26 protein-coding genes and 1 pseudogene are annotated in these 21,600 nt (G+C 54.8%); 12 read left to right on the top strand and 15 right to left on the bottom strand.

Going from position 1 to position 21,600, the window contains the following annotated elements; all coding sequences use genetic code 11:
* Positions 1-37: 37 nt before the first annotated feature.
* The 3 genes from NO360_RS00310 to NO360_RS00320 all read left to right on the top strand — a co-directional run bounded on the left by NO360_RS00310 (position 38) and on the right by NO360_RS00320 (position 1,705).
* Positions 38-1,138, top strand: coding sequence for a DNA-methyltransferase (locus NO360_RS00310; RefSeq protein WP_256305389.1), 1,101 nt, complete (start codon positions 38-40; stop codon positions 1,136-1,138).
* A 99-nt stretch (positions 1,139-1,237) separates the two neighbouring features.
* A complete protein-coding gene (locus NO360_RS00315) occupies positions 1,238-1,429 on the top strand; it encodes a hypothetical protein (RefSeq protein ID WP_256305390.1) in 192 nt (63 codons plus the stop codon).
* 57 nt (positions 1,430-1,486) lie between these two features.
* Positions 1,487-1,705 (top strand): hypothetical protein, encoded by a 219-nt coding sequence (locus NO360_RS00320; RefSeq protein ID WP_256305391.1) that lies wholly within the window; start codon positions 1,487-1,489, stop codon positions 1,703-1,705.
* A gap of 221 nt (positions 1,706-1,926) precedes the next feature.
* Here the strand turns inward: NO360_RS00320 and NO360_RS00325 are convergent, their stop codons facing one another.
* Complete coding sequence (locus NO360_RS00325; protein WP_256305392.1) at positions 1,927-2,403, bottom strand: hypothetical protein; 477 nt, start codon at positions 2,401-2,403, stop codon at positions 1,927-1,929.
* A 287-nt stretch (positions 2,404-2,690) separates the two neighbouring features.
* On the opposite strand from NO360_RS00325, the gene NO360_RS00330 reads away from it, so the two are divergent.
* The 4 genes from NO360_RS00330 to NO360_RS00345 all read left to right on the top strand — a co-directional run bounded on the left by NO360_RS00330 (position 2,691) and on the right by NO360_RS00345 (position 6,303).
* Positions 2,691-3,419 (top strand): recombinase family protein, encoded by a 729-nt coding sequence (locus NO360_RS00330; RefSeq protein ID WP_256305393.1) that lies wholly within the window; start codon positions 2,691-2,693, stop codon positions 3,417-3,419.
* Between the two features lie 67 nt (positions 3,420-3,486).
* Positions 3,487-4,467: a hypothetical protein gene (locus NO360_RS00335; RefSeq protein ID WP_256305394.1), complete on the top strand. Its 981-nt coding sequence runs from the start codon at positions 3,487-3,489 to the stop codon at positions 4,465-4,467.
* A gap of 628 nt (positions 4,468-5,095) precedes the next feature.
* A complete protein-coding gene (locus NO360_RS00340) occupies positions 5,096-5,929 on the top strand; it encodes a DUF6414 family protein (protein WP_256305395.1) in 834 nt (277 codons plus the stop codon).
* Between the two features lie 50 nt (positions 5,930-5,979).
* Positions 5,980-6,303 (top strand): hypothetical protein, encoded by a 324-nt coding sequence (locus NO360_RS00345; RefSeq protein WP_256305396.1) that lies wholly within the window; start codon positions 5,980-5,982, stop codon positions 6,301-6,303.
* A 67-nt stretch (positions 6,304-6,370) separates the two neighbouring features.
* Here NO360_RS00345 and NO360_RS00350 read toward each other — a convergent pair whose 3' ends face one another.
* The 6 genes from NO360_RS00350 to NO360_RS00375 all read right to left on the bottom strand — a co-directional run bounded on the left by NO360_RS00350 (position 6,371) and on the right by NO360_RS00375 (position 12,596).
* The gene (locus NO360_RS00350) at positions 6,371-7,516 is read right to left on the bottom strand and encodes a type IV secretory system conjugative DNA transfer family protein (protein ID WP_256305397.1); all 1,146 of its coding nucleotides are present in this window, start codon (positions 7,514-7,516) and stop codon (positions 6,371-6,373) included.
* A complete protein-coding gene (locus NO360_RS00355) occupies positions 7,513-8,385 on the bottom strand; it encodes a hypothetical protein (protein ID WP_256305398.1) in 873 nt (290 codons plus the stop codon). Before NO360_RS00355 ends, NO360_RS00350 begins: the two co-directional genes overlap by 4 nt.
* 1 nt (position 8,386) lies before the next feature.
* Positions 8,387-8,923, bottom strand: a complete 537-nt coding sequence (locus NO360_RS00360; protein ID WP_256305399.1) for a DUF8063 family protein — start codon at positions 8,921-8,923, stop codon at positions 8,387-8,389.
* 65 nt (positions 8,924-8,988) lie between these two features.
* Positions 8,989-10,341: a PKD domain-containing protein gene (locus tag NO360_RS00365; protein WP_256305400.1), complete on the bottom strand. Its 1,353-nt coding sequence runs from the start codon at positions 10,339-10,341 to the stop codon at positions 8,989-8,991.
* A 57-nt stretch (positions 10,342-10,398) separates the two neighbouring features.
* Entirely contained in the window at positions 10,399-12,381 is a 1,983-nt protein-coding gene (locus NO360_RS00370; RefSeq protein WP_256305401.1) for an Env/VP5 family phage fusion protein, read from the bottom strand.
* A 20-nt stretch (positions 12,382-12,401) separates the two neighbouring features.
* On the bottom strand, positions 12,402-12,596 hold the full coding sequence (locus NO360_RS00375) for a hypothetical protein (RefSeq protein ID WP_256305402.1): 195 nt from the start codon (positions 12,594-12,596) through the stop codon (positions 12,402-12,404).
* A gap of 651 nt (positions 12,597-13,247) precedes the next feature.
* Here NO360_RS00375 and NO360_RS00380 point away from each other — a divergent pair.
* Positions 13,248-13,847 (top strand): hypothetical protein, encoded by a 600-nt coding sequence (locus NO360_RS00380; RefSeq protein WP_256305403.1) that lies wholly within the window; start codon positions 13,248-13,250, stop codon positions 13,845-13,847.
* Between the two features lie 3 nt (positions 13,848-13,850).
* Here the strand turns inward: NO360_RS00380 and NO360_RS00385 are convergent, their stop codons facing one another.
* From NO360_RS00385 to NO360_RS00400, 4 genes are all read right to left on the bottom strand, one after another.
* Positions 13,851-14,459 carry a hypothetical protein gene (locus NO360_RS00385; RefSeq protein ID WP_256305404.1) on the bottom strand — a complete coding sequence of 203 codons (609 nt, stop codon included), beginning with the start codon at positions 14,457-14,459 and terminating at the stop codon, positions 13,851-13,853.
* Positions 14,456-14,788 carry a hypothetical protein gene (locus tag NO360_RS00390; RefSeq protein WP_256305405.1) on the bottom strand — a complete coding sequence of 111 codons (333 nt, stop codon included), beginning with the start codon at positions 14,786-14,788 and terminating at the stop codon, positions 14,456-14,458. Before NO360_RS00390 ends, NO360_RS00385 begins: the two co-directional genes overlap by 4 nt.
* A 78-nt stretch (positions 14,789-14,866) precedes the next feature.
* The gene (locus NO360_RS00395) at positions 14,867-15,304 is read right to left on the bottom strand and encodes a hypothetical protein (RefSeq protein ID WP_256305406.1); all 438 of its coding nucleotides are present in this window, start codon (positions 15,302-15,304) and stop codon (positions 14,867-14,869) included.
* Between the two features lie 169 nt (positions 15,305-15,473).
* Positions 15,474-15,647, bottom strand: a complete 174-nt coding sequence (locus NO360_RS00400) for a hypothetical protein (RefSeq protein WP_256305407.1) — start codon at positions 15,645-15,647, stop codon at positions 15,474-15,476.
* Between the two features lie 366 nt (positions 15,648-16,013).
* On the opposite strand from NO360_RS00400, the gene NO360_RS00405 reads away from it, so the two are divergent.
* The 3 genes from NO360_RS00405 (at position 16,014) to NO360_RS00415 (ending at position 17,749) form a co-directional block, all read left to right on the top strand.
* Entirely contained in the window at positions 16,014-16,328 is a 315-nt protein-coding gene (locus NO360_RS00405) for a hypothetical protein (protein WP_256305408.1), read from the top strand.
* Complete coding sequence (locus tag NO360_RS00410; RefSeq protein WP_256305409.1) at positions 16,325-16,501, top strand: hypothetical protein; 177 nt, start codon at positions 16,325-16,327, stop codon at positions 16,499-16,501. Before NO360_RS00405 ends, NO360_RS00410 begins: the two co-directional genes overlap by 4 nt.
* 267 nt (positions 16,502-16,768) lie before the next feature.
* Positions 16,769-17,749 (top strand): hypothetical protein, encoded by a 981-nt coding sequence (locus NO360_RS00415; RefSeq protein ID WP_256305410.1) that lies wholly within the window; start codon positions 16,769-16,771, stop codon positions 17,747-17,749.
* Between the two features lie 513 nt (positions 17,750-18,262).
* Here NO360_RS00415 and NO360_RS00420 read toward each other — a convergent pair.
* From NO360_RS00420 to NO360_RS00435, 4 genes and pseudogenes are all read right to left on the bottom strand, one after another.
* A complete protein-coding gene (locus tag NO360_RS00420) occupies positions 18,263-18,418 on the bottom strand; it encodes a hypothetical protein (protein ID WP_256305411.1) in 156 nt (51 codons plus the stop codon).
* Between the two features lie 43 nt (positions 18,419-18,461).
* Complete coding sequence (locus tag NO360_RS00425; protein ID WP_256305412.1) at positions 18,462-19,025, bottom strand: hypothetical protein; 564 nt, start codon at positions 19,023-19,025, stop codon at positions 18,462-18,464.
* Positions 19,026-19,090: 65 nt separating this feature from the next.
* Positions 19,091-19,684, bottom strand: a pseudogene (locus tag NO360_RS00430) (endonuclease III domain-containing protein); the annotation flags it as partial.
* Positions 19,685-19,794: 110 nt separating this feature from the next.
* Positions 19,795-20,244 (bottom strand): DUF371 domain-containing protein, encoded by a 450-nt coding sequence (locus tag NO360_RS00435; RefSeq protein ID WP_256305413.1) that lies wholly within the window; start codon positions 20,242-20,244, stop codon positions 19,795-19,797.
* A gap of 351 nt (positions 20,245-20,595) precedes the next feature.
* On the opposite strand from NO360_RS00435, the gene NO360_RS00440 reads away from it, so the two are divergent.
* A complete protein-coding gene (locus tag NO360_RS00440; RefSeq protein WP_256305414.1) occupies positions 20,596-21,519 on the top strand; it encodes a coiled-coil protein in 924 nt (307 codons plus the stop codon).
* Positions 21,520-21,600 lie beyond the last annotated feature (81 nt).

Here is a 21,600-nt window from a genome sequence, read left to right on the forward strand (position 1 = left end):
GAAAAGTTAAGGGGGTATCGCGGGCTATCGGTACTTAATGGAAACAACTCATCGTATCGTGACTGGGGATTCTCGCTCACTGTCTAAGGTAGATGACGATTCTGTTGAGTTGGTGGTTACGTCCCCGCCGTACCCGATGATTGAGATGTGGGACGAGCTCTTTTCGGATTTGAATTCGGAGGTGGAAGAGCATCTCAAGAACGGTGACGGGCAAGCTGCATTCGCGGGGATGCACGAGGAGTTGGAGAAGGTCTGGGAAGAGGTTAGTCGAGTGCTTGTTGACGGAGGAATTGCTTGTATCAATATTGGTGACGCAACTCGGAAAGTAGACGGGAGTTTTCGTGTCTTCCAGAATCATTCGCGCATCATCAATGCGTTCGAAGACCTCGGTTTCGAGCCATTACCCGAGCTCCTGTGGCGCAAACCTGTTAATTCCGGAGCGAAGTTCATGGGGTCGGGGATGCTCCCGCCAAACGCGTATGTGACGCTTGAACACGAGTATATTCTCGTATTCCGTAATGGGAAGGATAGCCGGAGTTTCGAGCCGGGTTCAGAGCGCCGTTATAACTCGGCGTATTTCTGGGAGGAGCGGAATCAGTGGTTCTCCGACGTTTGGATGGATATTAAGGGAGAGTTCCAGTCGCTCGGTCAGAGTGAGTTGCGCGAGAGGTCTGCGGCCTATCCGTTCGAGATTCCGTACCGTCTCATTAATATGTACTCTGTGTATGGGGATACGGTTCTGGACCCATTCTGGGGGACTGGTACGACCTCGTTCGCGGCGATGGTTGCTGGTCGGAATTCTATTGGGTACGAGCTGGATGAGGAGTTCGTTCAGTTATTCGAGGAGCGGGTTGAGGAGGTGCCGAAGTATTCGCGCGAGGTGATTAAGCAGCGGTTGGATGAGCACAAGTCGTTCGTTGAGGAGCGTTTGGCGGATGGGAAGGAGTTCAAGTATAATGCTGATAATTATGATTTCCCGGTGACGACGAAGCAGGAAAAGCCGATGCAGTTCTTCTCTGCTTCTGAGGTAGAGGAAACGGATGAGGGATATGTTGTATCTCACGAGCCTGTGGAGGGGACGGACATTCAGATTGAGGAGAAGCAGTCTGGCGAGGTCGCTTCGCTGTCTGACTTCTGAATTTCAGATGTAGAGCTTGGAAGGGCTTGGTTCTATCCTACTCGTTTTGTCGAGAAATCCTCATATGGGTTTATCTAGTAGTCTCGCTAACAGGTTCGGATGGCCTTAGACTGCCCGGTCTGTGGTATTGAACATGAACAAGGAGATGCGTTTGCAGAGAATGTTATCGGGAATGCGGCTTCGTTCACCTACTTCGTGAGGTGTTCTGAGTGTGGGACGCTGTTTGATGATACGGGGAAGAAGTATAACTCGGAAGGTGATTTGCCGGAGAAGGTGAGGAGGAAGTTGTAGCGTCAGATATCCCTTGTCGAGCGTACACCTTTGCAATCTGTCTGCGTTATTTTTCTTATGGGGTTGTTGAAATCAATCGGCCTGCTAGTATTGTTTGGCTTCGCCGTACAGATTGTTGGTGCGACGTTGTCTGTCGTTGTTGAGGAGACGGTTCCGTCGTTGATTCCGTCTGCGCTTGAGGTCTCCTCGGCGAACCCTGAAGCGATGATGTTGTGGACTGGTGTTGGGTTCGCCGTCGTCTTAGTGTTTTACGGGGGTTACCGGGTGATTCGATGAGTGTCGGGGGTTGGGAGTGGGGTGTGAACTGCCCGGATTGCGGTGAGCACACTGATTCCCACGAATTCGAACAGAGTGAAGGTATCTGCAAGGGTTGGTGTCGAGATGATGAATGGACGGGGTGTGGGGCTAAACTTCGGATTGTTGTTGAGGTAGTGGAGTGAGGTATCGGACTATGCCTCAAAGCCAGACACAGACGGCCCACTCCTCTGGTAAGTACGTTAGTTGTGAGGAGTGACTCTGATAACCTCCTCAGCGTTCTCCTTTACCCGCTTACCGGCCTTCTCGAATTCATCCTTACTACCTCTACCATGGTCCGATTCAGAGAGACCTTCACAAGCAGCAATTAGTTCCATTAGACTTTGCTCGACTTCCTCATCAGCACCGGGTGGGGCACTCTGGGCATGGTTCAGGAGACGGCTTTTCGTTTGACGAATTCGGTTTTGGACGTTTCTTGACCAAGTGCGTCGTCGGTCAAAGGAACTTGTGTCTTGTTCTTGGTACTGGGTTGCCCAAATTATCTTAGCCTCTTTAGCGAGTTCGACGGTCTCATGATTCCAGTTAGCCATCCGGTCTTTTTGTTCGAGGGTTCGCCTGACAAATCCCTTGAGCCCGTCTGTCAGCAGATTGATGACTGGACTGAGAGTTACACTGACAAGAACTGCAAGCACTGCAGTCGGAATATCAATCTGAGCCATTTTCTATCGAAAACACATCACATCCTATTAGATGAATCTCTGGATTCTGTCCTTAACCGACCGAATTTGATTCCTGATGAGATTTGTGATAGGTGTTCCAGATACCTGCATTTCTGGAACAACCCGTATTAACGTTAAAGCTAAGCTGCCTTCTAACGTTGTTAGTAGCATGCCACGAAAATCGACCACGACGGTCTCTCAAAACAAGAACGGGCAGTATCAGGTGACCATCCCTCGCGGTCTTGCCGACGCCATGAATCTCGCCGGAGCTGAAGTCGAGTGGAACGTTGAATCTGGAGACCGATTCTCCGCTCGCGTCGTCTCTCGTGACGGTGGTGATGATGACGAGTAAGGCAGTCGGCTACACTCGTCTCTCGCAGTCCAGCGACACGAGTATCGCGGACCAGAAGGAGGCCATTGAGGAATACTGTGAACACCGGGGGCTTGAGCTTCTCCGAATCTACGATGACGGAGAGGGCTCCTCCGGCTTCGATACCGAACGTCCGGAGTACGCAAAGGTGCGCGAGCTTATGCGGGATGGTAAGGTAGGTGCCGTAGTCGTCCGAGACCGCTCTCGGCTCGGTCGTGACTTTGACGAGCGAATGCAGTTCGTTCTCGACCTTCGCCGCACCAACGTCTCACTTCATGCGTCTCGTGAGGGTGAAGTGAACCTCGAAGACCCGTATGCAGTCGTGATGGAGTCAATGCGCGCTGCTACAGATGACTCTGGGAAGCGAGAGGAAATTGAGAAAGCTCGTGAGAAGGTTACTGAGCGGGTTAAAAACGGGTACTATCAGGGACGCCCGCCCCTCGGCACAAAGTTTAGCGAGGATAAGACTCGGCTCGTTCCCGGAGAGAAGTTCGAGGTGGTTGCCGCTGTATTGAACTTGCTGAATGAGGGGGTGAGCTATCGCGATATTCACGAGGACACCGGTGTCTCCCTCGGGTCTATCAGCCGCATCAATGGCCGCCGGGAAATGTACGAGGAGATGATGGAAGAAGCAGACGCACAGTGATTTTACAGAGGAAACTCGGGGTCTGACCGAGGACTTATCAGGGTATTAGACACTCGTTGATTCATAGATGAGCGGTGATGGGGATTCTATAGCAGACATCGTCTTTCAACGTACTCGAACCCAGCAGTTAGTCGCTGAGATTGCTTTTGGACCTGCTCTCGCGTTCGCCGTCGACCAGACCTCTCCAACTGGGATTCAGGGGGCGATTCTCATGTGGCTCATGGCCGCACTCATCGGTATCCCTATTCTCAGATATCTTGTCTTCACTGACCGCATCGAGCACTTTGACCGGCTCCTAGACCTAACGGTGCGTCCCGTAGAACTCTTCGCTATTCTCGGAGTGGTTCAGGTGTTCAAGTTCCTAGGAATTGAGTTCATCCAGCCCGTCACAGATTCCAGCGCGGTTGGAGCTACCGCTGTTATCGTTGTACTTGGGGTGCTCGTCTACATCCTCGGGTTCGAGCTGATATTCCAAAAGTACCGGTTCAGTTGGGGAACGCTATACTACGTCAAGCGGTTGGCACTCGAACAGCAGATAGACATTCAGATGGATGACGTTGAGGAGGTGGCGGAAGCAACATTCCAGCATCCTTCTCAGTGGGCTCGACTCAAAGCCGCAGTCGGGCTGTTAAGGCTAACTTTGATTCGCATTACGTTCGGACAGGTGGCGTTCCACCTGCTGAAGGACTCGATTCCTGAGAGAGACGATGAGGCGATGGATGAGTTGAGGAGCTATATCGAGATGAGTCGGGAAGGTAACAGTCTCACTGATTCGAGAGGTCTCTGGTTTGCATTTGGAGTGTCGGCGGTCGTGGTGCTCCCGTTGCTCGCACTCATGGCTGGGCTCATCTCACTTGTGTTTGCGACGTTCGGTACTATCGTCCTCGTGATGCTCATCATGCGGCTAAGTAAGCATATGGTAGCGCTGTCGTACATCGCGTTCGGTACGATGGACTATGAGCAGTTTGTGACGACAAACAAGCGTTGGTTCGCGATGATAGCGGTGTATACTCTATCAGTCTACTTACTCATCTTCTACCAGTTCTGAACGAGAGCTGGGAGTGAGCTGACGAGTCTGGTTTTATCCCTGAGCCGATACGAGTTAGTCTTGATGTCGTGGGAGTTGGTGTTCAACACTGAGACAATACTCGCTACAGTAGGTGGTGTTGTAGCGGGTTTCGTTGCAGTCAGATTATGGTTGTATATCAATACCGAAAGGAAGAGTCCGAATGTTACGGAACGGCCAGCAGGTGCAGAGATGCCTCTTGCTTCAACACTCGTTGTGGTTGCTCTCGTCGCTACAATTCAGTTCGGACTCTCTTTCGTTCATGCTCCGGGGCCGTTTTTGACGATTGGGGTGAATGCGTTCATGATGTCTGTGCTATGGACTGCATTCCTGAACCGCAATGCGGTAACATTCATTCGACCGTAACTCTCTTCCTCCCTATCCAGCCAATGCGCGCCTACGCGAAAGGCGAGGGAATGAATTAGAGAAGTATTGGCACAGATAATTATCAAAGTAATTAGTTAGATAATCAGGTTTCCAAGACGCATCAAGAACCGTCGCGCGACGTACGAGGAGATGATGGAATGAGGCTGACCTACACTGATTTTACGGGGGGTAACTGGAGTCAGGTAGGCTAGGAACTATATGTGAGATATCCTTCCAGTGACGTATGATTGGATTTGGGGATTTACCCGACTTCGTGTATATCGACGAAGCTCGTGTTGAACAACGACTACAGTTTGTAAATGAAGGACAGATTGCTGAACTCGTTGAGACGCATACAGAGGACGAGTCTAAGACAAGTGGAGGCGGGCTAAATATCTACAAAGTCCTCAAGTATAACAGAGAGAAGAGTTCTGGCGAATCTGATGAAGTCGCGCGTACTATCCAAAGCACACCGGTGGGCCAACTCGCTGTTTTCTTCGGATTGCTTGATGATGACGTAGGGGTCACTGATTTAAAAGAACTCTCCCGGAAAGAACGCGCTCAGTTGAGCGACGGCGATTTCGTAACGGTGACTGGGACCATTCGTGAGTCACCGATTGCTAAGATGATGCGCATTATCGACAAGTACCAGATAGATATCGAGAACTGGGTAGACTTCTCAGAGGAAGACATTGGTATCGAGGCGTTCCAAGCTGAGTTGGACGATGCTCGTGGTTATTATGATATGAGTATGGAGGGCGAGGTTGATGGCCGATATGTCTTCCGTCTATTGTCAGAAGATATGACGGGTATTGAAAGCGGGTTCCCGAGTAAGTATAAGGAATATACCGTATTCGGACGGATTGAGCATCTCTTTGAAGGCAGCGAGAAAGAGCATCACCTGTCGATATTTGACGAGATGGGGACTCGTGACCGAAGTGAGCGCCGGGACCGAAAGCGACGAATGAAGAAGATGGCTAGCGACATGAGTCAGTTCTACGATGGGAACGCGGATGAATCGATGTTCTATATCGAGTCACCCGATATTTTGATAACACCTATCGCAATTTTCTCATAATCTCTTGGTCTGGCCAAGGACTTTTCAATCTTTAAAACAATATCTAAAGGATGAGTAGTACGCTGGAGGACGGCTTCGAAGCAGGAGGAGCACTAGCAATTGCACTATTCTTCTTGCTTGTCTTCCCAGCGATTCGCGATGCTTCGTCCCTTACTGCAGCGATTAATACGTTCGAGCGGTTCGCCGTCGCGCTTGTGTATTCGGTCGCTCCATCAAATGAGTTGGCGATGATGGTGGATGCCGTCGTCTCTGTAGTGGGTGGGTCGATGGCCGCGAGTGGATTCGAGTTCGATATCCGGGTGTTCGTTGTTGTCGCGGGCTTCCTGTGGATTGCGACGAATCTCGTGATGAACTGGTTCTTCCCGCCTATCTAATACAGACGGACAGACAGACACCCACCCCCGCCAAATGCGGGCGCTCGCGTATGCGCGCGAGGCCGGCTCACTCGTCGTCTCCGAAAATTGGCTCGTACTTCTCCTCGTATCGCTGCTTGTGTCGAGTCACAGTCTTGCTGGAGACATCGTACAAGTCAGCAATCTCGCTGTTGGTCAAGTCAGTCGACCAAGCGAGCAACGCAATCATCTCGCGCTTGTGTTCCTCCATCAGCTCGTCCAGTTCAGCCTGAGTGACGTTCTCGCCGTCCTCACCGGCTGCGTCTGGGTCGAAGACGAACTCTCCCTCGTCGTACGTCGACCAGTCCTCGAACGACGTAGCAGGGACGCCTGAGAGCCCCATAATCTTACCAACGCCTTTCCGGTCTACTACGTCGTGGTAGAATACCGCTTTTTTCTGCGACTCTTTGTGGACGAACGCTGTGCACAGGGTCCGGAGTGATGGTCCGATGTCTTTGCCGTCCTGCCCGATGAGCAGCATATTCGCGTTCGCCTTTCGAGCAAGTTTGAGCAGCTTAGCGAGGTGCTTAGCCTTCTGCTGGTCAGAGCCAGACCCGGTGAAAATCTGGGCTGCCTCGTCGATAATCATCACTATCGGCTCAACCTCCTCCCCGGCTCGCATCCGAGCTCGGCGGTCGCTCAGAATCTCGATGAGCTCGCTGTAGTGAGTGATGGTGCGGTCGAGTTCGTCGCTCTCGATGTTGGCGGCGAGGACAATGTTCTCCCTTCCGTAGATGCTGATGAATATCTCCAGTAGCAAGAACGCGAAGTCCGTCTTCCCGCTCCCCATAAGCCCATAGATGTAGGCGATGAAGACGGGGATGTCGCGAATCATCTGCTGGATGCTCATCAGCGTCTGGATGCCTGATACGTCGGTCTGGTAGCTCACGAGACCCGAGAAGAAACTCAGATGGCTCGTGTTACGCGTCTCCAACGCGACCGTTGCGGAGATTGTCCCGTATCGCTTGAGAATCTCTTGGCAGTAGACGGTCTTGATGAACTCATCAGGCATGTCTCCGGATGGCCTGTAGTTCGCCTCAGCAAAGGCGAGATGAGCGGCTACGACAGGGTCTCGGACGAGACCTGCCCATTCGTATACGTCGTGGTGTCGTTGCTTCGGGAGCCTACCCAGAGCGTACTCGCGGAACTCGGCTTCAACAGGTCGAGAATCGACATCTGGTTCACTGGTGCTCATTGTTCGTCACCGGAGTCACCTCCTTCGTCTGCATCTTCGAACCGTTGTCTGAGTTCGGCGTCGCGGGGAGTGTCCCGGGTACGCTGTCCTTCAACCCGCTGGAGACGGTCGTATCCGTCTTCGAGGTAATCCTGTAGGGGCGTCGCTGGCGTCCCTTCGGTTTGAGTAGTCGCGAGCTCGCGTCGACGGATGGACTCGTTGATTTCGGCTGCGCCTGCCTCCCGAGCGGCTCGTGACTTCCCAGCGATTGTGTCGAGTGCAGCATTCACGAGCAGGAGGAACTCTCCACGAATATCGTCGATAGCACTCTTCTGGGTTCGGACTTCGCTCGGTTCTAAACCGACGTACCACGAGGACTTCGCAGTTAGTGTGGAGTCGTCGTACTCATCCGCTTCGTACCCGATTTTTCCGTCCGAGAACTCGATTTTGTGGAGACCGTCAACACCAACCTCGTTATCGTTGTCGTCAACCACAGTCAGCTGCTTGAATCGCTGCGGAGGAAGTGCCCATACACCTGTTCGGCCCGTCTTTGGGTCGACGGCGCGCAGGTAGCGCACATCCTTGCTGAGCAACTTCGCGGCGACGACGAGGGCAGGGAGCGTCGAAATGGTAATCGAGACCCATGCAATCTGGATGTACGGCTTGTGCTCCTCGGTCAGGAGAAAGAACGGTTCCACCCCGAATACTGTGAGCTCAGAGAGTGCCCAAACGTTGATTCCAATTATGACGAGGAATCCGTAGACCCAGAGGATTGCTGTCCCAACTATCGGAGCAAGCACAACTACCCAACGGATACCGCGTCCGATTGCTGATACGATGCTCTTGCCGGTCTGTACAACTGTGTTTGTCCGCGATGTGTTGTCTGTCATGTTATGCGAGTGTCTCAGTCTTGTTCTTGCGCAGCGTTCCGATGAGGAGTGCGAATACGAGGATGAGGAAGAACGCCATCACCGAGCTCACGAGCAGTGCGACGAGAGTCCAGTCACCCTCCGGGAGTACGTCTACTCCTCCAGAGTCATCAGCGAATAGCCAGACTCCTCCATCCGCGTTGAGCGTTACAGCGCGGTCTTCGGCTACGGTATAGCGAATCTCAGTTACTCCGTCACGAGAGATATCGTAGGTCTGTGGTCGGAGGTCTACGAATGTCCCGTCGCTTGACCGGCCAGCGTCGACGATGGTAATGGTCGCGCCAGCGCGGTCAGCTTCGACGCGGGCGACGAATGTCTTCTCACCGACCCACTTGGCGTCGATAACTCTGAGAGAGTCAGAGATGACGAGCTCGTACTCGGTCGGCTCTTCTTCTGGTTCCTCGTTTTCAGGTGTCGATTCCTGTGCAATCACCCCCGTTGGTACAGCTGCTGTGACGACCAGCAGGCAGAGGATGAGATTGGCAATTAATTTACTCATGCTATATGTGAATACAACTCAGTCAGAGTGCTTTGCTGTACCGCGAAAAAGGATGTTCGGAGCGTCTACGCGATGCGTTTCACTGCGACACCGACTGCAACTAGGAACAGGAACGAGCCGATGATTGCGAGGATGCTCTCAGTGCTTAGGCCGTCAGAGCCGGAGCCACCGCCGACTGGTTCTTCAGTCGTCGGTTCCTCGGTTGTCGTCGTAGTACCGTCGTCAGTCGATTCCTCAACTACGACAGTGTACGTCTCGCTAACCGAGTCCGTACCGTCAGAGACGGTCAGTGACGCGTTGTACGTCCCTGCTGTGTCGTAGGTGTACGTTGCAGTAGCGTTCGTCGAGTCGGTCGTTCCGTCGCCGTCGAAGTCCCAGCTGTACGTCAGCGAGTCTCCATCAGCATCCGTAGAGTTGCTGGCGTCGAACGAGACCGACTCGTTGACCGTCGCAGTAATGTTGGTAGCTGGGTCCAGCCCAGAGTCGATAACAGGCGGATTGTTGGCCTCGCCAACAGTCACCGTCATCGAGTCCGTCGCCGTCGCCGTCCCGTCGCTAACAGTCAGGGTGACTGTGTACGAGCCAGCAGCAGCGTAGGAGTACGTAGGCGTCGCTCCAGTAGCGTCCTCGACTCCATCACCGTCAAAGTCCCACGAGTACGTAAGAGCGTCTCCATCAGCGTCTGAGCTGGCAGAGCCGTCAAACGATACAGTATCACCAACTACCGCAGACTGGTCAGCACCAGCGTCAGCGACAGGAGCAGTGTTAGCCTCCTCGACCGTCACCGTCATAGAGTCCGTTTGTGAGCCTGTGCGGTCTGATGTAACAGTAAGGTCAACTGTGTACGTCCCAGCAGTAGCATAGGAGTACGTCGCAGTAGCCCCAGTAGCGTCCTCGACTCCATCGCCGTCGAAGTCCCAACTGTAACCCGTAATAGTAACACCAGTATATGCATCGTAAGCCGATACACTAACCGTATCACCAGCGGTTACAGTCTGGTCAGTTCCAGCGTCAGCCCACCAAAGGACAGTGTTGCTAGAGCTCGACCCGTCAGCCAGAGTAATGGTCATATCCTCTTCGTGGCGGTCATACGCAGAGTCAGCCAATCCGAGGTAGTAAACGCCTGCTGTAGCGTCGTCAGTACCAGACCCTAGGTATACTTTAGCAGTGTCGCCTGCTGCGATGTCAATACTAGTCGTTACAGTCGTCGACGTACCATCTACTGTAATAGAGTCCACAGTATGGCTTGCAGTATCGCCGTTTTCGAGGATTACGTATTGTCCGTTAGCATCAATACCGCTATCCACGATACTAACTGCTCCAATAGCACTTACTGGCGTAGCGAGGCTAAACACCAGTAGGAGCACCATTAGAGGTGTTCCGATTGTTTCAATTGCGTTTCTAATTCGTGTATTCATTTTTTATTGTTGTTTGAGTTGTCAGTTTATCACCTCCTGAGAGAGGTTGTTCGAAGTCTATGCGACGCTCGTGATGCGGCCGACGAGGTACAGGACGAGGAGGACGAAGAAGACGCCCATCACTGCGACTACGCCGAGCGCGAAACCGCCGAGGCCAGCCATCCACGAGCTGATACCATCACCATTGCCACCTCCAGCAGGAGTGGTCGTGATGTCTTCTCGCTCGCCAATAGCATCTCGGATAGTCTGCTGCTGTTCGATGCGGTCCTTCGCCGAAGTACCCGTAAAGGACGTATCTACGCCCTCGTGAGTGACCGCTACCGCCTTGTCGTTGAAGTCCGCGTCAAGGTTCCGTTCCAGCGTCCACGAGTTCGAGAGCTGTCGGTCTTCGATTTCTCCCGAGCCAGTCAGGTAGAGCATCGAGTACCCGGAGTAAGTCTCACCGACGACAAAGCCACGAATCTCGGTCGTAGTCTCGTCGCGGAACAAGACGTACGTACCAGAATCAATAACGGTTGTTCCGTCGTCGTGGACCGCCTTGAAGATGACAAACTCTTCGTCCTGCATATCCTTCTCAGCGAAGGTTGCAGTGATGTTAGAGCCGTCTCTGTTGACGGTCTCGTTGTCGACGTTGATTAGGTCGATAGAGATGTTGCTGGTGTCGTAGTCGCTGTTGTCGACGAACATAATGCTCGTCTCATTGGCCTCGTCGAACGTCAGTACGCCCTTGTGCGAGTGCGAATCCAGCGATACGTCTCCATTCGAACTCAGGGGGTTAGGCGTCTCGTCGTAGACGAGAGGTGCCGTCTCTGAGTCGTCGACGAGGACACCTCCCTCATACTCTGTTCCAGAGTCGTTGACGAACATCCTCATATCAGGTGCAGCATCGTATCCCACCGTCTGGTGGAAGTAGAGCTGTGCAGCCACCGAGGAGTCCATGGCACTACCGTAGTCCATGTAGAATTCGCGGGGGCCGTAGTATTCCGATGGCGGAATCTCACCTGCTGCTACTTCGGTGTAGATTTCGTCGACACGAGTATCTACGTCCGAGAGCATCGCAGTCCGGTCCGATTCAAGCTCGGTGATTGCCTGCGCGAGCCAGTAATTGTCTGCTTGCCCGTCAACGATACTGATGGTGTCAGTACCACCATTCGGGTCGTTGCCGACAATCTCGATTTGGTCGTTAGCGTCGTATGTCTCTACGACCTCGTCAGATGCGTTGTAGAACTCGACCGCGACGGTCTTCTCGCCACCGTCCGGGTCAAGGATACGCAGGTCAGCGTACTCGTAGTTAGATGGTTCCGAGTCGTACCCGGATACCGTCACATCATTGATGCGAGTGACGACCTCTACCTCTTCCCCGTTCGGGAGCGAGACATTTCCGTACTCAAGCGTCGAATTCTCGCCGAACTCAACTGTAGCGGATGAGAGCGTAGACCCAGATGCCTGACCGATTGCGGCGAGGCGAACACTGATGATAGTGTTCGCATCGGCATCAGTCGTCGTTGCTCGACCCCAAGTGTACGTCTCTTCCCACACTTCGTTGTGTCCCTCGTAGAGGACAGTGTATTCGGAGGCGTACGCGTCGTTACCTGCGAGACGCGCCGAACCCCGAGCAACGGACTTTGATTCGTCGTTGTACCGGGCCTCGAAAATCTCTTGCTCACCATCGCTGAAAGCGATAATCTGCCACTCGTCAGAGTGAGCGTTAACATCTCCGCGCATCTGGCTAACCGTCTCAGCAAGTGAGCCATGTTGGACGTATGCTGCCTCTTCGAGTTCGACGCTATTGCTCGCTTCATCTGGACTGTCGAGCAGTCCGGATACGACACAATAGACCCCGCTACCTCCGCCTGTGCCGACGAAGATTGCCCATGAGGACAACTTAGACGGGTCACAAACGTCGAGGCTACCGTCTGAATCCTCTTGTGCGGTGGCAGAGGTTACGAATCCGCCGTACGGGGCGAAAATCGCACTCACGACCATCACTACGATGAGAACTGAGAGGGCAGTCCGTCCGATTGTTTTAGTGTTACTCATAAATCGATTCACCCGGGTGTTTAGAGTTCGTTGGCTGCTTCGTAGATGCCATAAGCGGCTGCAGCCGTACCAGCCATTCCCACGAGACCGAGCGTAGCAAGACCTGTGTCGTCGACTCCTGCGAGGAGGTCGAGCCGAAGAACGTTGTTCACACCGAAGATACCAGCTCCGACGACTGCCGAAGCGTTACCAAGGATTTTGACAATTGCATTCATTGTTCTATTTTACCACCCCCTTTTGTTGCGGAGGATAGTGTAGTCGTATAAAAGAGGACGAATTGCATTGGTGTTGCCCCGAAGCGAGCTACTCGCTCACACAGTAGATACGCGCCCCGGGAGCTTTTCACGAAAACCGGGGCACACACAGAGCACCGACGAAGCGGTTGATTGAGAGGCGATACATGCGAGCTTAGCCCGATGAATCTCGTAATCGTAAGCGTTGGGCGACTCGCACTCTGACAATCGAAGACCGACTGCAAAGGTATTGTCTCGCCCAAAGCTCATTCCAAACGAGGGGTGTGGTTGACCCGAGAAGCTCATTCAAAACGAGGGGTGTCGAACCGTACATTTCCTCTGTAAGAGGGCAGTACAACCACTGAGTTCCCAGATGAACAAGGATTTACAGCGGAAACGCGGGGTTCAAGATATTGACTGCTCGTACCGCGGGTTTCCGCTGTAAGGGTCTCTTAGAAGGGATGAAACGCAGGATATCGACGGATACTCATTCAAAATGAGGGGTGTTCCGAGTGGCGCATCAAGCCAGAAACAGCGCAATCCAACACGAACATTAAGTGTTCAGACTCTGACCGATATAGAGTGTCTGACTATTTACAACCCATTATCGAGGGTTTCGACCCTGTGGACCATATGGTACCAGACGATGCGGAGCTCAAAGAGGCCCTCCCGGAGGACCCTGTCGTAGAGGACATCATCGAAGCTGGACGGGGGCTCAAAAGTTCAAGGGAGAGAGGTGGCGCAATGTTGACGAGCAAGATTCTCATTGAACTGAATCACCTATCTGAGCAGGTCCGCGAGAAGATAGACGAGGTCGAAAGCCATCCTGTTACCGAGTGGGATGGAGACCAGAAAGACGACGTTCATCTGTTCTTCACCTTCGTGGGCCAGACTCAGGAATACCTTCTAAGGGAGGCTGTTGTGGCTCACATCATCAGTGAGGATGCCACGACTGAAACAATGAAGCGGAAGATAGTGGGGGACGAGAGTGAAATCGGTTGGTCAGCTAAAATGTGTATTGACTACCTCCACAGGGGAGGTGTAATTGACGACGGGTTCAAGGGTGAAATCCATCAAACGCGGGATGAGCGGAATGAAACCGTTCATGACATCACTCGGTGGTTCTTCGCGAATTTCGAGCCACAGGACCTCAGAGCGCAAGTTTCTCGCTCCGAGCGAAGTGTGGTTAGATTGCTGGAAGTCGTCTATGGCTTCGATTTAGAAAACGTCTGAGTCTCAAGCCCACCCGAGGAGCCGAGATGCGTCGTCGAGCTCGTCAGGCGAGACCTCGTGCGCCGGGTCCGGCAACCAATCGAGCCAGACAGCCTCCTCGACCTTCGGCTTCGAAGCGACTCCGATTACATACGCGAATTCGAGTCCCGGGTCGATGTTGACCAAGAGATACATGTGGCTGTGCAGGTCTTCGCGCTCAGCTTCGGGACTGTACTCACCGCACTCAACGCAGCGATTAAACCCGTCACTCGTAATCGCTCCGCCACACTCCTTATGACGGAAGCGTCGACGGCATAGGAGAGCGCCGAAGCCCGATGCGAGGTCGCGCGTCTTAACGTCTAATCGGAGGTCTCCATCGCGGACGAGGTCGGTTTCGAACCCATCTTCATACTCCCACCGGTCAGCGTCTCGTCCCTGCACGAGCAGTTCTTGAACGACGAGTTCGCCGAGGTTTCCGCGGATAGCCTCGCGTTCCTTCTGAGAGAGCGACCGACTCTCGTCGATGACCATGTCGCGCTCTGTATTGCTCGCTGCGGCTTTGACCATCTCATCGGTGATGCCGACTAACCAGACCGGATTCTCGCCGGTCTCAACTTGGAGTGTCCAAGTCATTCCGAATCACCGGCTAGCACCTCCCGCGCTAATTCCTGCAAGTCCTCGCGTTCATCGTCCGACAGCCACTCGTAATCGAGCGAGACCGGGGTTTCGAGGTAAATCGCAGGACGCTGCTCAACAGATTCTCGTAGCATCTCGTATCTGCATTCGTGGTCGAACTCGCCCGAGCAGATGTCGCGCATCAACTCGCGGACGCCCTCGTCGCTGTCAGGCCAGTGCTTGCTGCAAAAGCCGTACTCGTAGACGGGGTCTTCCTCGTTGAAGAGCAGGAAGCGACGCTCCCGGATGACTTCGACTGCTCCCCGGCCGCACTTTTCACAGTTCATCGGTCATCACCCAGTATACGTAGACCGTCGCCATCAGTACGTTGACGGCGATTAAGGCCGCGCTGGCCTCAACGCCAGTCATCGGCGACCACCTGCCGAGTAATACCACTCGGACCACAGTGACGTTACCTCGCGGTCTACGCACTCGTCTTCCGACCAGTAATGCGTAGAGTCACAGACGGAGCAGGAAACGAGCCGATTCGAATCGGATTGATTGAACTCAGTAATCAGCTCTGTAGCAGCTACCCGGGAGACTTCTTCCCAGTTGTCTTCGCCGATAATGTCGAGGGCTTCTGAGCGAGTGAGTTCGTCATGGTAGAAGCGCTTGTAGGCGGCCACCTTCTCGCGTAGTTCTGCGAAGTACCGCTTCGCGGCTTGGTCGCCCTCTTCGTACATCATATCTCCGTCCCATTCACCGCACTCAGGGCACTCACAGTGCCAATCATACGATGGGTCGGGGTGAGCCTGCATCAGGACAGGTACGTCACAGTGTCCGCAGATGAGTGGTTCACTCATCACCACCACCATTTTGAACGGAGAGGCTCCTCATTCGCCTCAGAATTCATTTCTTCGTCTAACGGGTACCAACTACCGTCTGCAGGTGGTTCGAAGCAGGAGATGCAAACCAGACCCATCTTACTCTCGAACTTGAGCGAGTTACACTCACTACACAAGAGTTCGGAACTCATAGCCCATCACCACACTCCTCACAGAAGAGGAAGTACGCGAAGAACGAGTTCGGATGGATGTTCGGTACATAATACTCGACATCCTCTGAACCGCACTCTACGCACAGGTCGTCCGACCAGCGGTCGATGATAGTCTCAATCTCTTCGTAGATTTGCTCGAAGTCTTTCATCGCGAATCACCAACCACCTTCTACAGCCTCGATTTTCCCGCAGTCAGATGCCCCGCAAAAGTACCAGCCGACTACTCCAATTTCGTCAGCAAAGTTCTCTTCAGCAGCGTACTGGACATTATCCGAGCCACAGTATTTGCAGTATCGCTTACTCATTGCTCGCCACCGGCGGATTGCCAGATTACGCAGTCATCTCCAGCGACGAGTAAGCCGCTGTCCTGTACTACCAATTTCTTTGGTGTCTGTGCTTTGAACATCTTTGTTCACCTACCTGTACTCGGCAGGGGTATATTGGTGTATCCCTTACTTGGGTCTACAAGCCCAAATAGGGCAATACCTTTATACGTCACCAGAGAAGGAACGCGTATGCATACAGCATCAAGTCGGGCAACCATCGACATCATGATGGAACTCCTAGACAAGGGGTACGCCCGCGTAACGAACCTGACCGGCGACTACAGCGACGACTGCGCTCGCAGCGTCCTCCATGCAATGGAAGACCACGAGCTCGTCACTCGCGTCCAAGCAAACGCCCACACCTACTACATGGGCTACACACTAACCGAGCGCCTCTCCTCGATTGGAGTTGAACCGAAGCACTCTGTATACCCGATTGACCCGGACATGAGCTACGACGAGTATGAGGAAGCACTCCTCGAAGTCTCAGGTGATGAGCAATGAGCGACCGAGCCCGGACTATCCGGAACGAACTCGTGTACATGCTCGACAAGCGTCCCGACTACCGTAACTGGGACTTAGTCAAACTCGACGTACAAATCGAGCACTTGCTCGACGAACTGTCTGAAATCGAAGGGCGTAGAGTTGGCCTCCACGAGATTTACCGGAGCGAGTAAGCGGACTGTTTTCTGAATCAGCTAAATTGTGTGTGTGCGGAGAGAGTGGTATAGGGGCGCTCAGAGGATAGGTGGCTCGAAGACAAATTTCCCCTGAAACCCTCGAATTCTGGACTTTAGCGAGTTAGGTGGTATCGGCGGTGTTGGTTGGTGCGTCTACAGACACACAAACAACTTAAATTTTCTACAAAAACTATACTATGGAGTATTCTCTCCACTACACTCACTGTAGCAAAACCTTTACTCACTGTGTGTGAACTGAGTGATATGTCTAAGACAGACAGCCAAGAACGGAGACAGCAGAAGAACATCTCGGTGCTTGAGGAGACCGCTGAGGCCCTCGAAGAAATGGCGTTAGAACGCCATGGAAGCCGTCGTAAGCAGGGTCAGGTGGTCGACGAGCTCGTTGCTATGTACCGGGGAGAAGGTATGTTAGAGCTTATCAAGGAAATCCACGAGGCGACGGTAGAAAAATCGTCTCGTAGTGGCTCTGCCAGCACACACACAAGCAAGCCTGTGGCTACAAAGTCGAGTGACGGGCCAGTCGCGGAACTCGAAGACCTCGCTCGCGAAGGCGAGGCTATTGACCCGGAGGCGCACGACTTGAGTGTGCTCAAGGGTGCTCGCGGGATTGACCGGGCTGCGATTGTGGTCGCTGCGCTCCGGGGTACTGGGCAGGCGAGTTGGACGCAGGGTGAGATTACGGACTTCGTCCAGAAGCATTTGAAGCTCAGTCGAAATGGAGCTCGAAACGTCGCTAAGGAGGCTACGTTCGAACTCGTAGAGTCTCCGTTGATGGGGATAGACTCGTGGGTGCGCGACCGGGTACAGCAGGATATCGAGGATGAGTATAATAATTCTCGTCAGAGGGGTGAAGGCCTCTCTGACTGGAAATATGAGGATACGTACGGTGGTGGCCTAGCCGCGTATACTCAGGCAGACGTTGAGATGATGCCGCGTACAGACGCGTATTATATCGATGAGACCTCTATGTTGCAGGACATGAATGCTGCAATTGCGTACGGCCTCAGCCCTGTGGAGATGGGTATCAATAAGACTCAGCAGCAGCGGACTAAAAATGCGTTCTGTGAGATGGGGGTCCGTCTCATGGACTATGAGTCGTCACACGAGGTTGAGGATGATGTTAGCCCAGTACAGTTTCTTGTAGATAGCATGGAAACTGTCCGAGCCGACGGGGATATGATGGAGTGGTGTGTTGAGGAGGTACTATCGGTCGTTGGAGAGTAGAGCCGTACTGCGTTTTTCTCGTTGATTTTCTAGAGTCCTGCTCGTCAGCGTAGCTGACTCGCTCCTGCTCGACCTACGGTGCGGAACGTAGTTGTGTCCGTATTGTCGCGGTGATTGCTAAGGTGTACGGGTCTTCATGAGCCGAGTCCTAGTCTCTCGTATTCGTCTCGGGCGCATTCGGGGCAGAGGTACGTTCGTTTTTGGTTGACGCGTTTGTTGTCGAAGTAGTGTGTGAGGACTAAGTCTACGTATTCGATATCGCTGTGTATGGTCTTGTCGCAGAGTGCGCAGGCCATTTTCATCGGGGTTTGGGGATACCCGGTGGGATGCAATCGGCGCACCATTGGGTCCATCCGTTGGCGTCGCTTTGGTCGCTTCCGTCGTATAGGTGCCAGTGGGCTTCGATTACAGTATCTTCGTCTTTGAGCTCTCGTCCGCAGTTGTCGCAGCAGCCTAATTCGGGGCTTGTTTGGTTTTCTCGGTTGATGGGGTCGTGGGGTTGTTCGTCTTCGGTCATCGGTGTTCGGCGAAGGCGGTGACGCGTTGTTTGTCGCGGAGCCATTGCCACTCGCAGTGTGCGGCTTGGACGACTTCTGAGAGTTCGTCGTCTGGGCTTCCGCTGACGAGGACGGTGGTTCCATCATTCTGGAGTAGGCATTGGCGCTCCATGCGAACTGGAGGGGTTAGAGCGCTGATAAGGTGGAGAGTTTGTTTAGTGGTCGGGGAGGCTGGTTAATTCTTCGTGGAGTTCTTCGTATAGGTCTTCGAATCGGCCGCGTTCTACTGGGTCGCGCATGGCTTTGGTGGCGAGTGAGAAGCCTGTTAGGATGTATTCGATGGCGAGGGCTCGGTTTTGTCGTCGTCGGTCTTCGTCGTCGGGGAGTGCTCCTTTGGCGGCGAGGCTGTCGTCGAGGCCGTCTACGAGTTCTTGTCCTTCTTTGAACTCGGCGAAGGTGTCGAGGACTTTGCTTTCGCTTAGGACGTAGTCGATTTCTTCGGCGATGTCGGGGATGTCTTCGCGGTCGAGTTGGTCGGCATGCATTTCGCTGACTTCGGCTTGGAGGTTGACGAGTTTCTGGTTGAGGCTGTCGAGTTGGGTGCTGACTTCGTCGGCGAGTTCGTCGTCGCCAGAGCCCGTCTGTGTCGCATGGAAGTATTCGACGGAGCGTCGTATCATGGCTTCTCGTGAGCCGAAGCCGAGCTCTTCCTGATAGCGAGCCCATTCTTCTTTTTTCGAGGGAGAGACGCGGAGTGGGATTTGGACGCGTTCGCTCATGGGTGTGTGTCGGTGCGCGGCGGGAGGACATCAACTTATGCTATCGTATTGCTATCGTCTTATTCGGTGTCTGATGGGAAGACGCCGTCGCGGCCGCCGGCGAAGAGGAGGACGCAGTCGGCGGTCTTCGGCCCGACGCCGTGGATGTCAAGGAGCGCCTCGCGGACCGCACTCGGGTCCTCCGTTCGGACGAACTCGTCGAAGCCCTCCCGGCCGCCGTACTCCTCGCGGACGCGCTCGGCCGCGCCGATGATCATCCCGGATTTCTGGTTGTACAGTCCCGCCGAGGAGATGGTCTCGGCGAGTTCGGCCTGCTCGGCCTCGGCCAGGGCGGCCGCGAGGTCGTGGTCGTCCGCGCCGTGGGCGCCATTCCCCGCCCCTTCCTCGGCCGCGGCGTCGCTGGCGGCCCCCTCCGAGCCGTACCGTTCCATCAGCGAGTCGTGGGCGGGCTGGCTGGCGACGTCGCTCGTGTTCTGCGAGAGGATCGTCCGCACCAGCGACTCGAAGGCGTCCTTGCCGCCGTAGGTCTTCTGCCAGTACAGGTCGCCGAGTTCGTCGACGACCGCCTCGGCGCGCGTCCCCGCTTCGCCGGCCTCGAAGGCCGCGGCGACGCTCCCGTCGTCGCCGCCGCTGATGTTCTCCGTCGGTTCCTCGGCCATACACGACTCTCCGTCGGTGAGCGAAAAAACCCGTCGGCCGAGGCGCCTCGCACCGGCCGGTCCTCGGCGTCCTACCCGAGGCCGATCACCATCGCCGACGGCGCGTCGACTCACTCCGCCGAGTCCGTCTCGACGACCAACTCGAACCGCACCGACGCGCCGTCGGCGAGCGCCTCGACGAGGTCGCGATCCAGGTCCGCCGCGGCCGCGTCGGCACCGACGAGCACCGTCCGGTCGTCGACGTACTCGCTGGTCCGGCCCACGTGGCTCCGCTCGTTCTCGAAGGAGAGGTCCGGATGACCGCGACCGGTGATCGTCGCCGTGTGCGTCTCGCCGTCCGCCTCCGTCACCGAGACCGACGCCGTGATCGTCGCGTCGGGGTTCCGGCAGGCATCGACGAACGAGGCGTCGAAGTCGGCTGGCGCCCGGTCCGCGTCGACCGCGAGGATGCAGTCGCCGGCGGGGGTGAGCCAGTCGTCAGTCGTTACCTCGAACGTGCTCACGTGTTCGGCCGACACGTTCTCGTGCCCGCGCGCGTGAACGACTTCGCACTCTCGCATACCCGGTCGTCCGCGGCGGCCCGGTAAGTCTCGCTCGGTTTCGACGCCGAGGCACACACGGTGAACCGGAGCCGCCGAGCGTGTGAGCTTGTACCACTATATTTATATACATTCTCAGGAGGCTGTGAAACGCTCACACGGGTCGTAGGAGGTGTGTGCGAGTGATTTACAGCCGCTCACTGCTCCGGTAGATTTATGTACAGTAGCGCTCAACTAACAGGTACCAGAACGCCTCCGGCGTTCCGGCGGCACAGCACGCAGAATGATCGGGAATTCTTATCCACGGTTGACAGCGATCGACGAGCGGCCGCCACGGTCCGGAGCGGTGATGGTATCGAGGATTGATTACGTATGGTGACGCAGCAAGACGTTCTTACCGAATACGACGTACAGGCACTCAAAGACGCAGACAACATCGAGCTTACCGACGAGAAGCTCGAAAACGGCTCGAAGGGCCAACTCATCAAAGTTGCCGGCCAGCTTCGAGACCGACGAAACGAACTGAACCAGATGGCCTCGGAGCGCGCCTCCAAGCGCGACGACCTGAACGCCAAGACACGCGAGAAGGTCGACGAGGCCCAGGAGCACCGCGAGAAGCGCGACGAGCTCAACGAGAAGGTCCAGGAACACAAAGAGAGCCGGAACGAGCTCAACGCGAAGGCCAACGAGCTCTTCGACAAGGTCGAGGAGATGAAAGAGGACCTCGAGCTCGACGACGGCAAGAACATCGAGGAGCTCGAAGAGGAGATCGAACAGCTCGAGTTCCGCCAGCAGACCGAAGTCCTCTCGACGGAGGACGAGCGTGAACTCATCGAGAAGATCGAGGACAAGCGCGAAGAGCTCAGTCAGAAGAAGGACAAGGTCGAGGACAGCGGCGAACTCGAGGAGCTCATCGAGGAGGCCGAAGAGGTCCGATCGGAGGCGTCCCAGCACCACCAGAAGGTGACGGAGCTCGCCGACAAGGCCCAGGAACACCACAACCAGATGATCGAGGCCTACCGCGAGGCCGACGACATCCGCGACGAGGCCGACGCGATGCACGAGCTCTTCGTCGAGGCCCAGGAGGCCGCCGACCAGCACCACGAGGACTTCGTCCGCGTCCAGAAGCGGCTCCGCGAGCTCGACAAGCAGGAAGAGCAGGAGCGCGAGGACGAGCGCGAAGAGGAGCGCGAGGCCGCCAAGGAGGAGGCCGAAGAGATCTACCAGAAGTTCAAGGAAGGCGAGACCCTCGACACCGAGGACCTGATGAAGCTCCAGAAGACGGGGCTGCTCTAAGCCGGACCGACCCTCGGCGACTGCGGTCGATTGCTGTCTTTTCGGATTTTTCACCGGACGAGCGTCGGCTACGTGTCCCCC

The organism is Halobellus litoreus (assembly GCF_024464595.1).
Classification (GTDB): Archaea; Halobacteriota; Halobacteria; order Halobacteriales; family Haloferacaceae; genus Haloquadratum; species Haloquadratum litoreum.

Excerpts from the sequence above, each read along its gene's own strand:
- NO360_RS00385 (WP_256305404.1), bottom strand. The coding sequence starts at position 14,459 with ATGACTTGGACACTCCAAGTTGAGACCGGCGAGAATCCGGTCTGGTTA.
- NO360_RS00440 (WP_256305414.1), top strand. The coding sequence starts at position 20,596 with ATGGTGACGCAGCAAGACGTTCTTACCGAATACGACGTACAGGCACTC.
- NO360_RS00390 (WP_256305405.1), bottom strand. The coding sequence starts at position 14,788 with ATGAACTGTGAAAAGTGCGGCCGGGGAGCAGTCGAAGTCATCCGGGAG.
- NO360_RS00375 (WP_256305402.1), bottom strand. The coding sequence starts at position 12,596 with ATGAATGCAATTGTCAAAATCCTTGGTAACGCTTCGGCAGTCGTCGGA.
- NO360_RS00340 (WP_256305395.1), top strand. The coding sequence starts at position 5,096 with ATGATTGGATTTGGGGATTTACCCGACTTCGTGTATATCGACGAAGCT.
- NO360_RS00395 (WP_256305406.1), bottom strand. The coding sequence starts at position 15,304 with ATGAGTGAACCACTCATCTGCGGACACTGTGACGTACCTGTCCTGATG.
- NO360_RS00345 (WP_256305396.1), top strand. The coding sequence starts at position 5,980 with ATGAGTAGTACGCTGGAGGACGGCTTCGAAGCAGGAGGAGCACTAGCA.
- NO360_RS00355 (WP_256305398.1), bottom strand. The coding sequence starts at position 8,385 with ATGACAGACAACACATCGCGGACAAACACAGTTGTACAGACCGGCAAG.
- NO360_RS00400 (WP_256305407.1), bottom strand. The coding sequence starts at position 15,647 with ATGAAAGACTTCGAGCAAATCTACGAAGAGATTGAGACTATCATCGAC.
- NO360_RS00325 (WP_256305392.1), bottom strand. The coding sequence starts at position 2,403 with ATGGCTCAGATTGATATTCCGACTGCAGTGCTTGCAGTTCTTGTCAGT.
- NO360_RS00435 (WP_256305413.1), bottom strand. The coding sequence starts at position 20,244 with ATGCGAGAGTGCGAAGTCGTTCACGCGCGCGGGCACGAGAACGTGTCG.
- NO360_RS00415 (WP_256305410.1), top strand. The coding sequence starts at position 16,769 with ATGTCTAAGACAGACAGCCAAGAACGGAGACAGCAGAAGAACATCTCG.
- NO360_RS00410 (WP_256305409.1), top strand. The coding sequence starts at position 16,325 with ATGAGCGACCGAGCCCGGACTATCCGGAACGAACTCGTGTACATGCTC.
- NO360_RS00350 (WP_256305397.1), bottom strand. The coding sequence starts at position 7,516 with ATGAGCACCAGTGAACCAGATGTCGATTCTCGACCTGTTGAAGCCGAG.
- NO360_RS00310 (WP_256305389.1), top strand. The coding sequence starts at position 38 with ATGGAAACAACTCATCGTATCGTGACTGGGGATTCTCGCTCACTGTCT.
- NO360_RS00365 (WP_256305400.1), bottom strand. The coding sequence starts at position 10,341 with ATGAATACACGAATTAGAAACGCAATTGAAACAATCGGAACACCTCTA.
- NO360_RS00320 (WP_256305391.1), top strand. The coding sequence starts at position 1,487 with ATGGGGTTGTTGAAATCAATCGGCCTGCTAGTATTGTTTGGCTTCGCC.
- NO360_RS00420 (WP_256305411.1), bottom strand. The coding sequence starts at position 18,418 with ATGGAGCGCCAATGCCTACTCCAGAATGATGGAACCACCGTCCTCGTC.
- NO360_RS00360 (WP_256305399.1), bottom strand. The coding sequence starts at position 8,923 with ATGAGTAAATTAATTGCCAATCTCATCCTCTGCCTGCTGGTCGTCACA.
- NO360_RS00405 (WP_256305408.1), top strand. The coding sequence starts at position 16,014 with ATGCATACAGCATCAAGTCGGGCAACCATCGACATCATGATGGAACTC.
- NO360_RS00335 (WP_256305394.1), top strand. The coding sequence starts at position 3,487 with ATGAGCGGTGATGGGGATTCTATAGCAGACATCGTCTTTCAACGTACT.
- NO360_RS00370 (WP_256305401.1), bottom strand. The coding sequence starts at position 12,381 with ATGAGTAACACTAAAACAATCGGACGGACTGCCCTCTCAGTTCTCATC.
- NO360_RS00425 (WP_256305412.1), bottom strand. The coding sequence starts at position 19,025 with ATGAGCGAACGCGTCCAAATCCCACTCCGCGTCTCTCCCTCGAAAAAA.
- NO360_RS00315 (WP_256305390.1), top strand. The coding sequence starts at position 1,238 with ATGGCCTTAGACTGCCCGGTCTGTGGTATTGAACATGAACAAGGAGAT.
- NO360_RS00380 (WP_256305403.1), top strand. The coding sequence starts at position 13,248 with ATGGTACCAGACGATGCGGAGCTCAAAGAGGCCCTCCCGGAGGACCCT.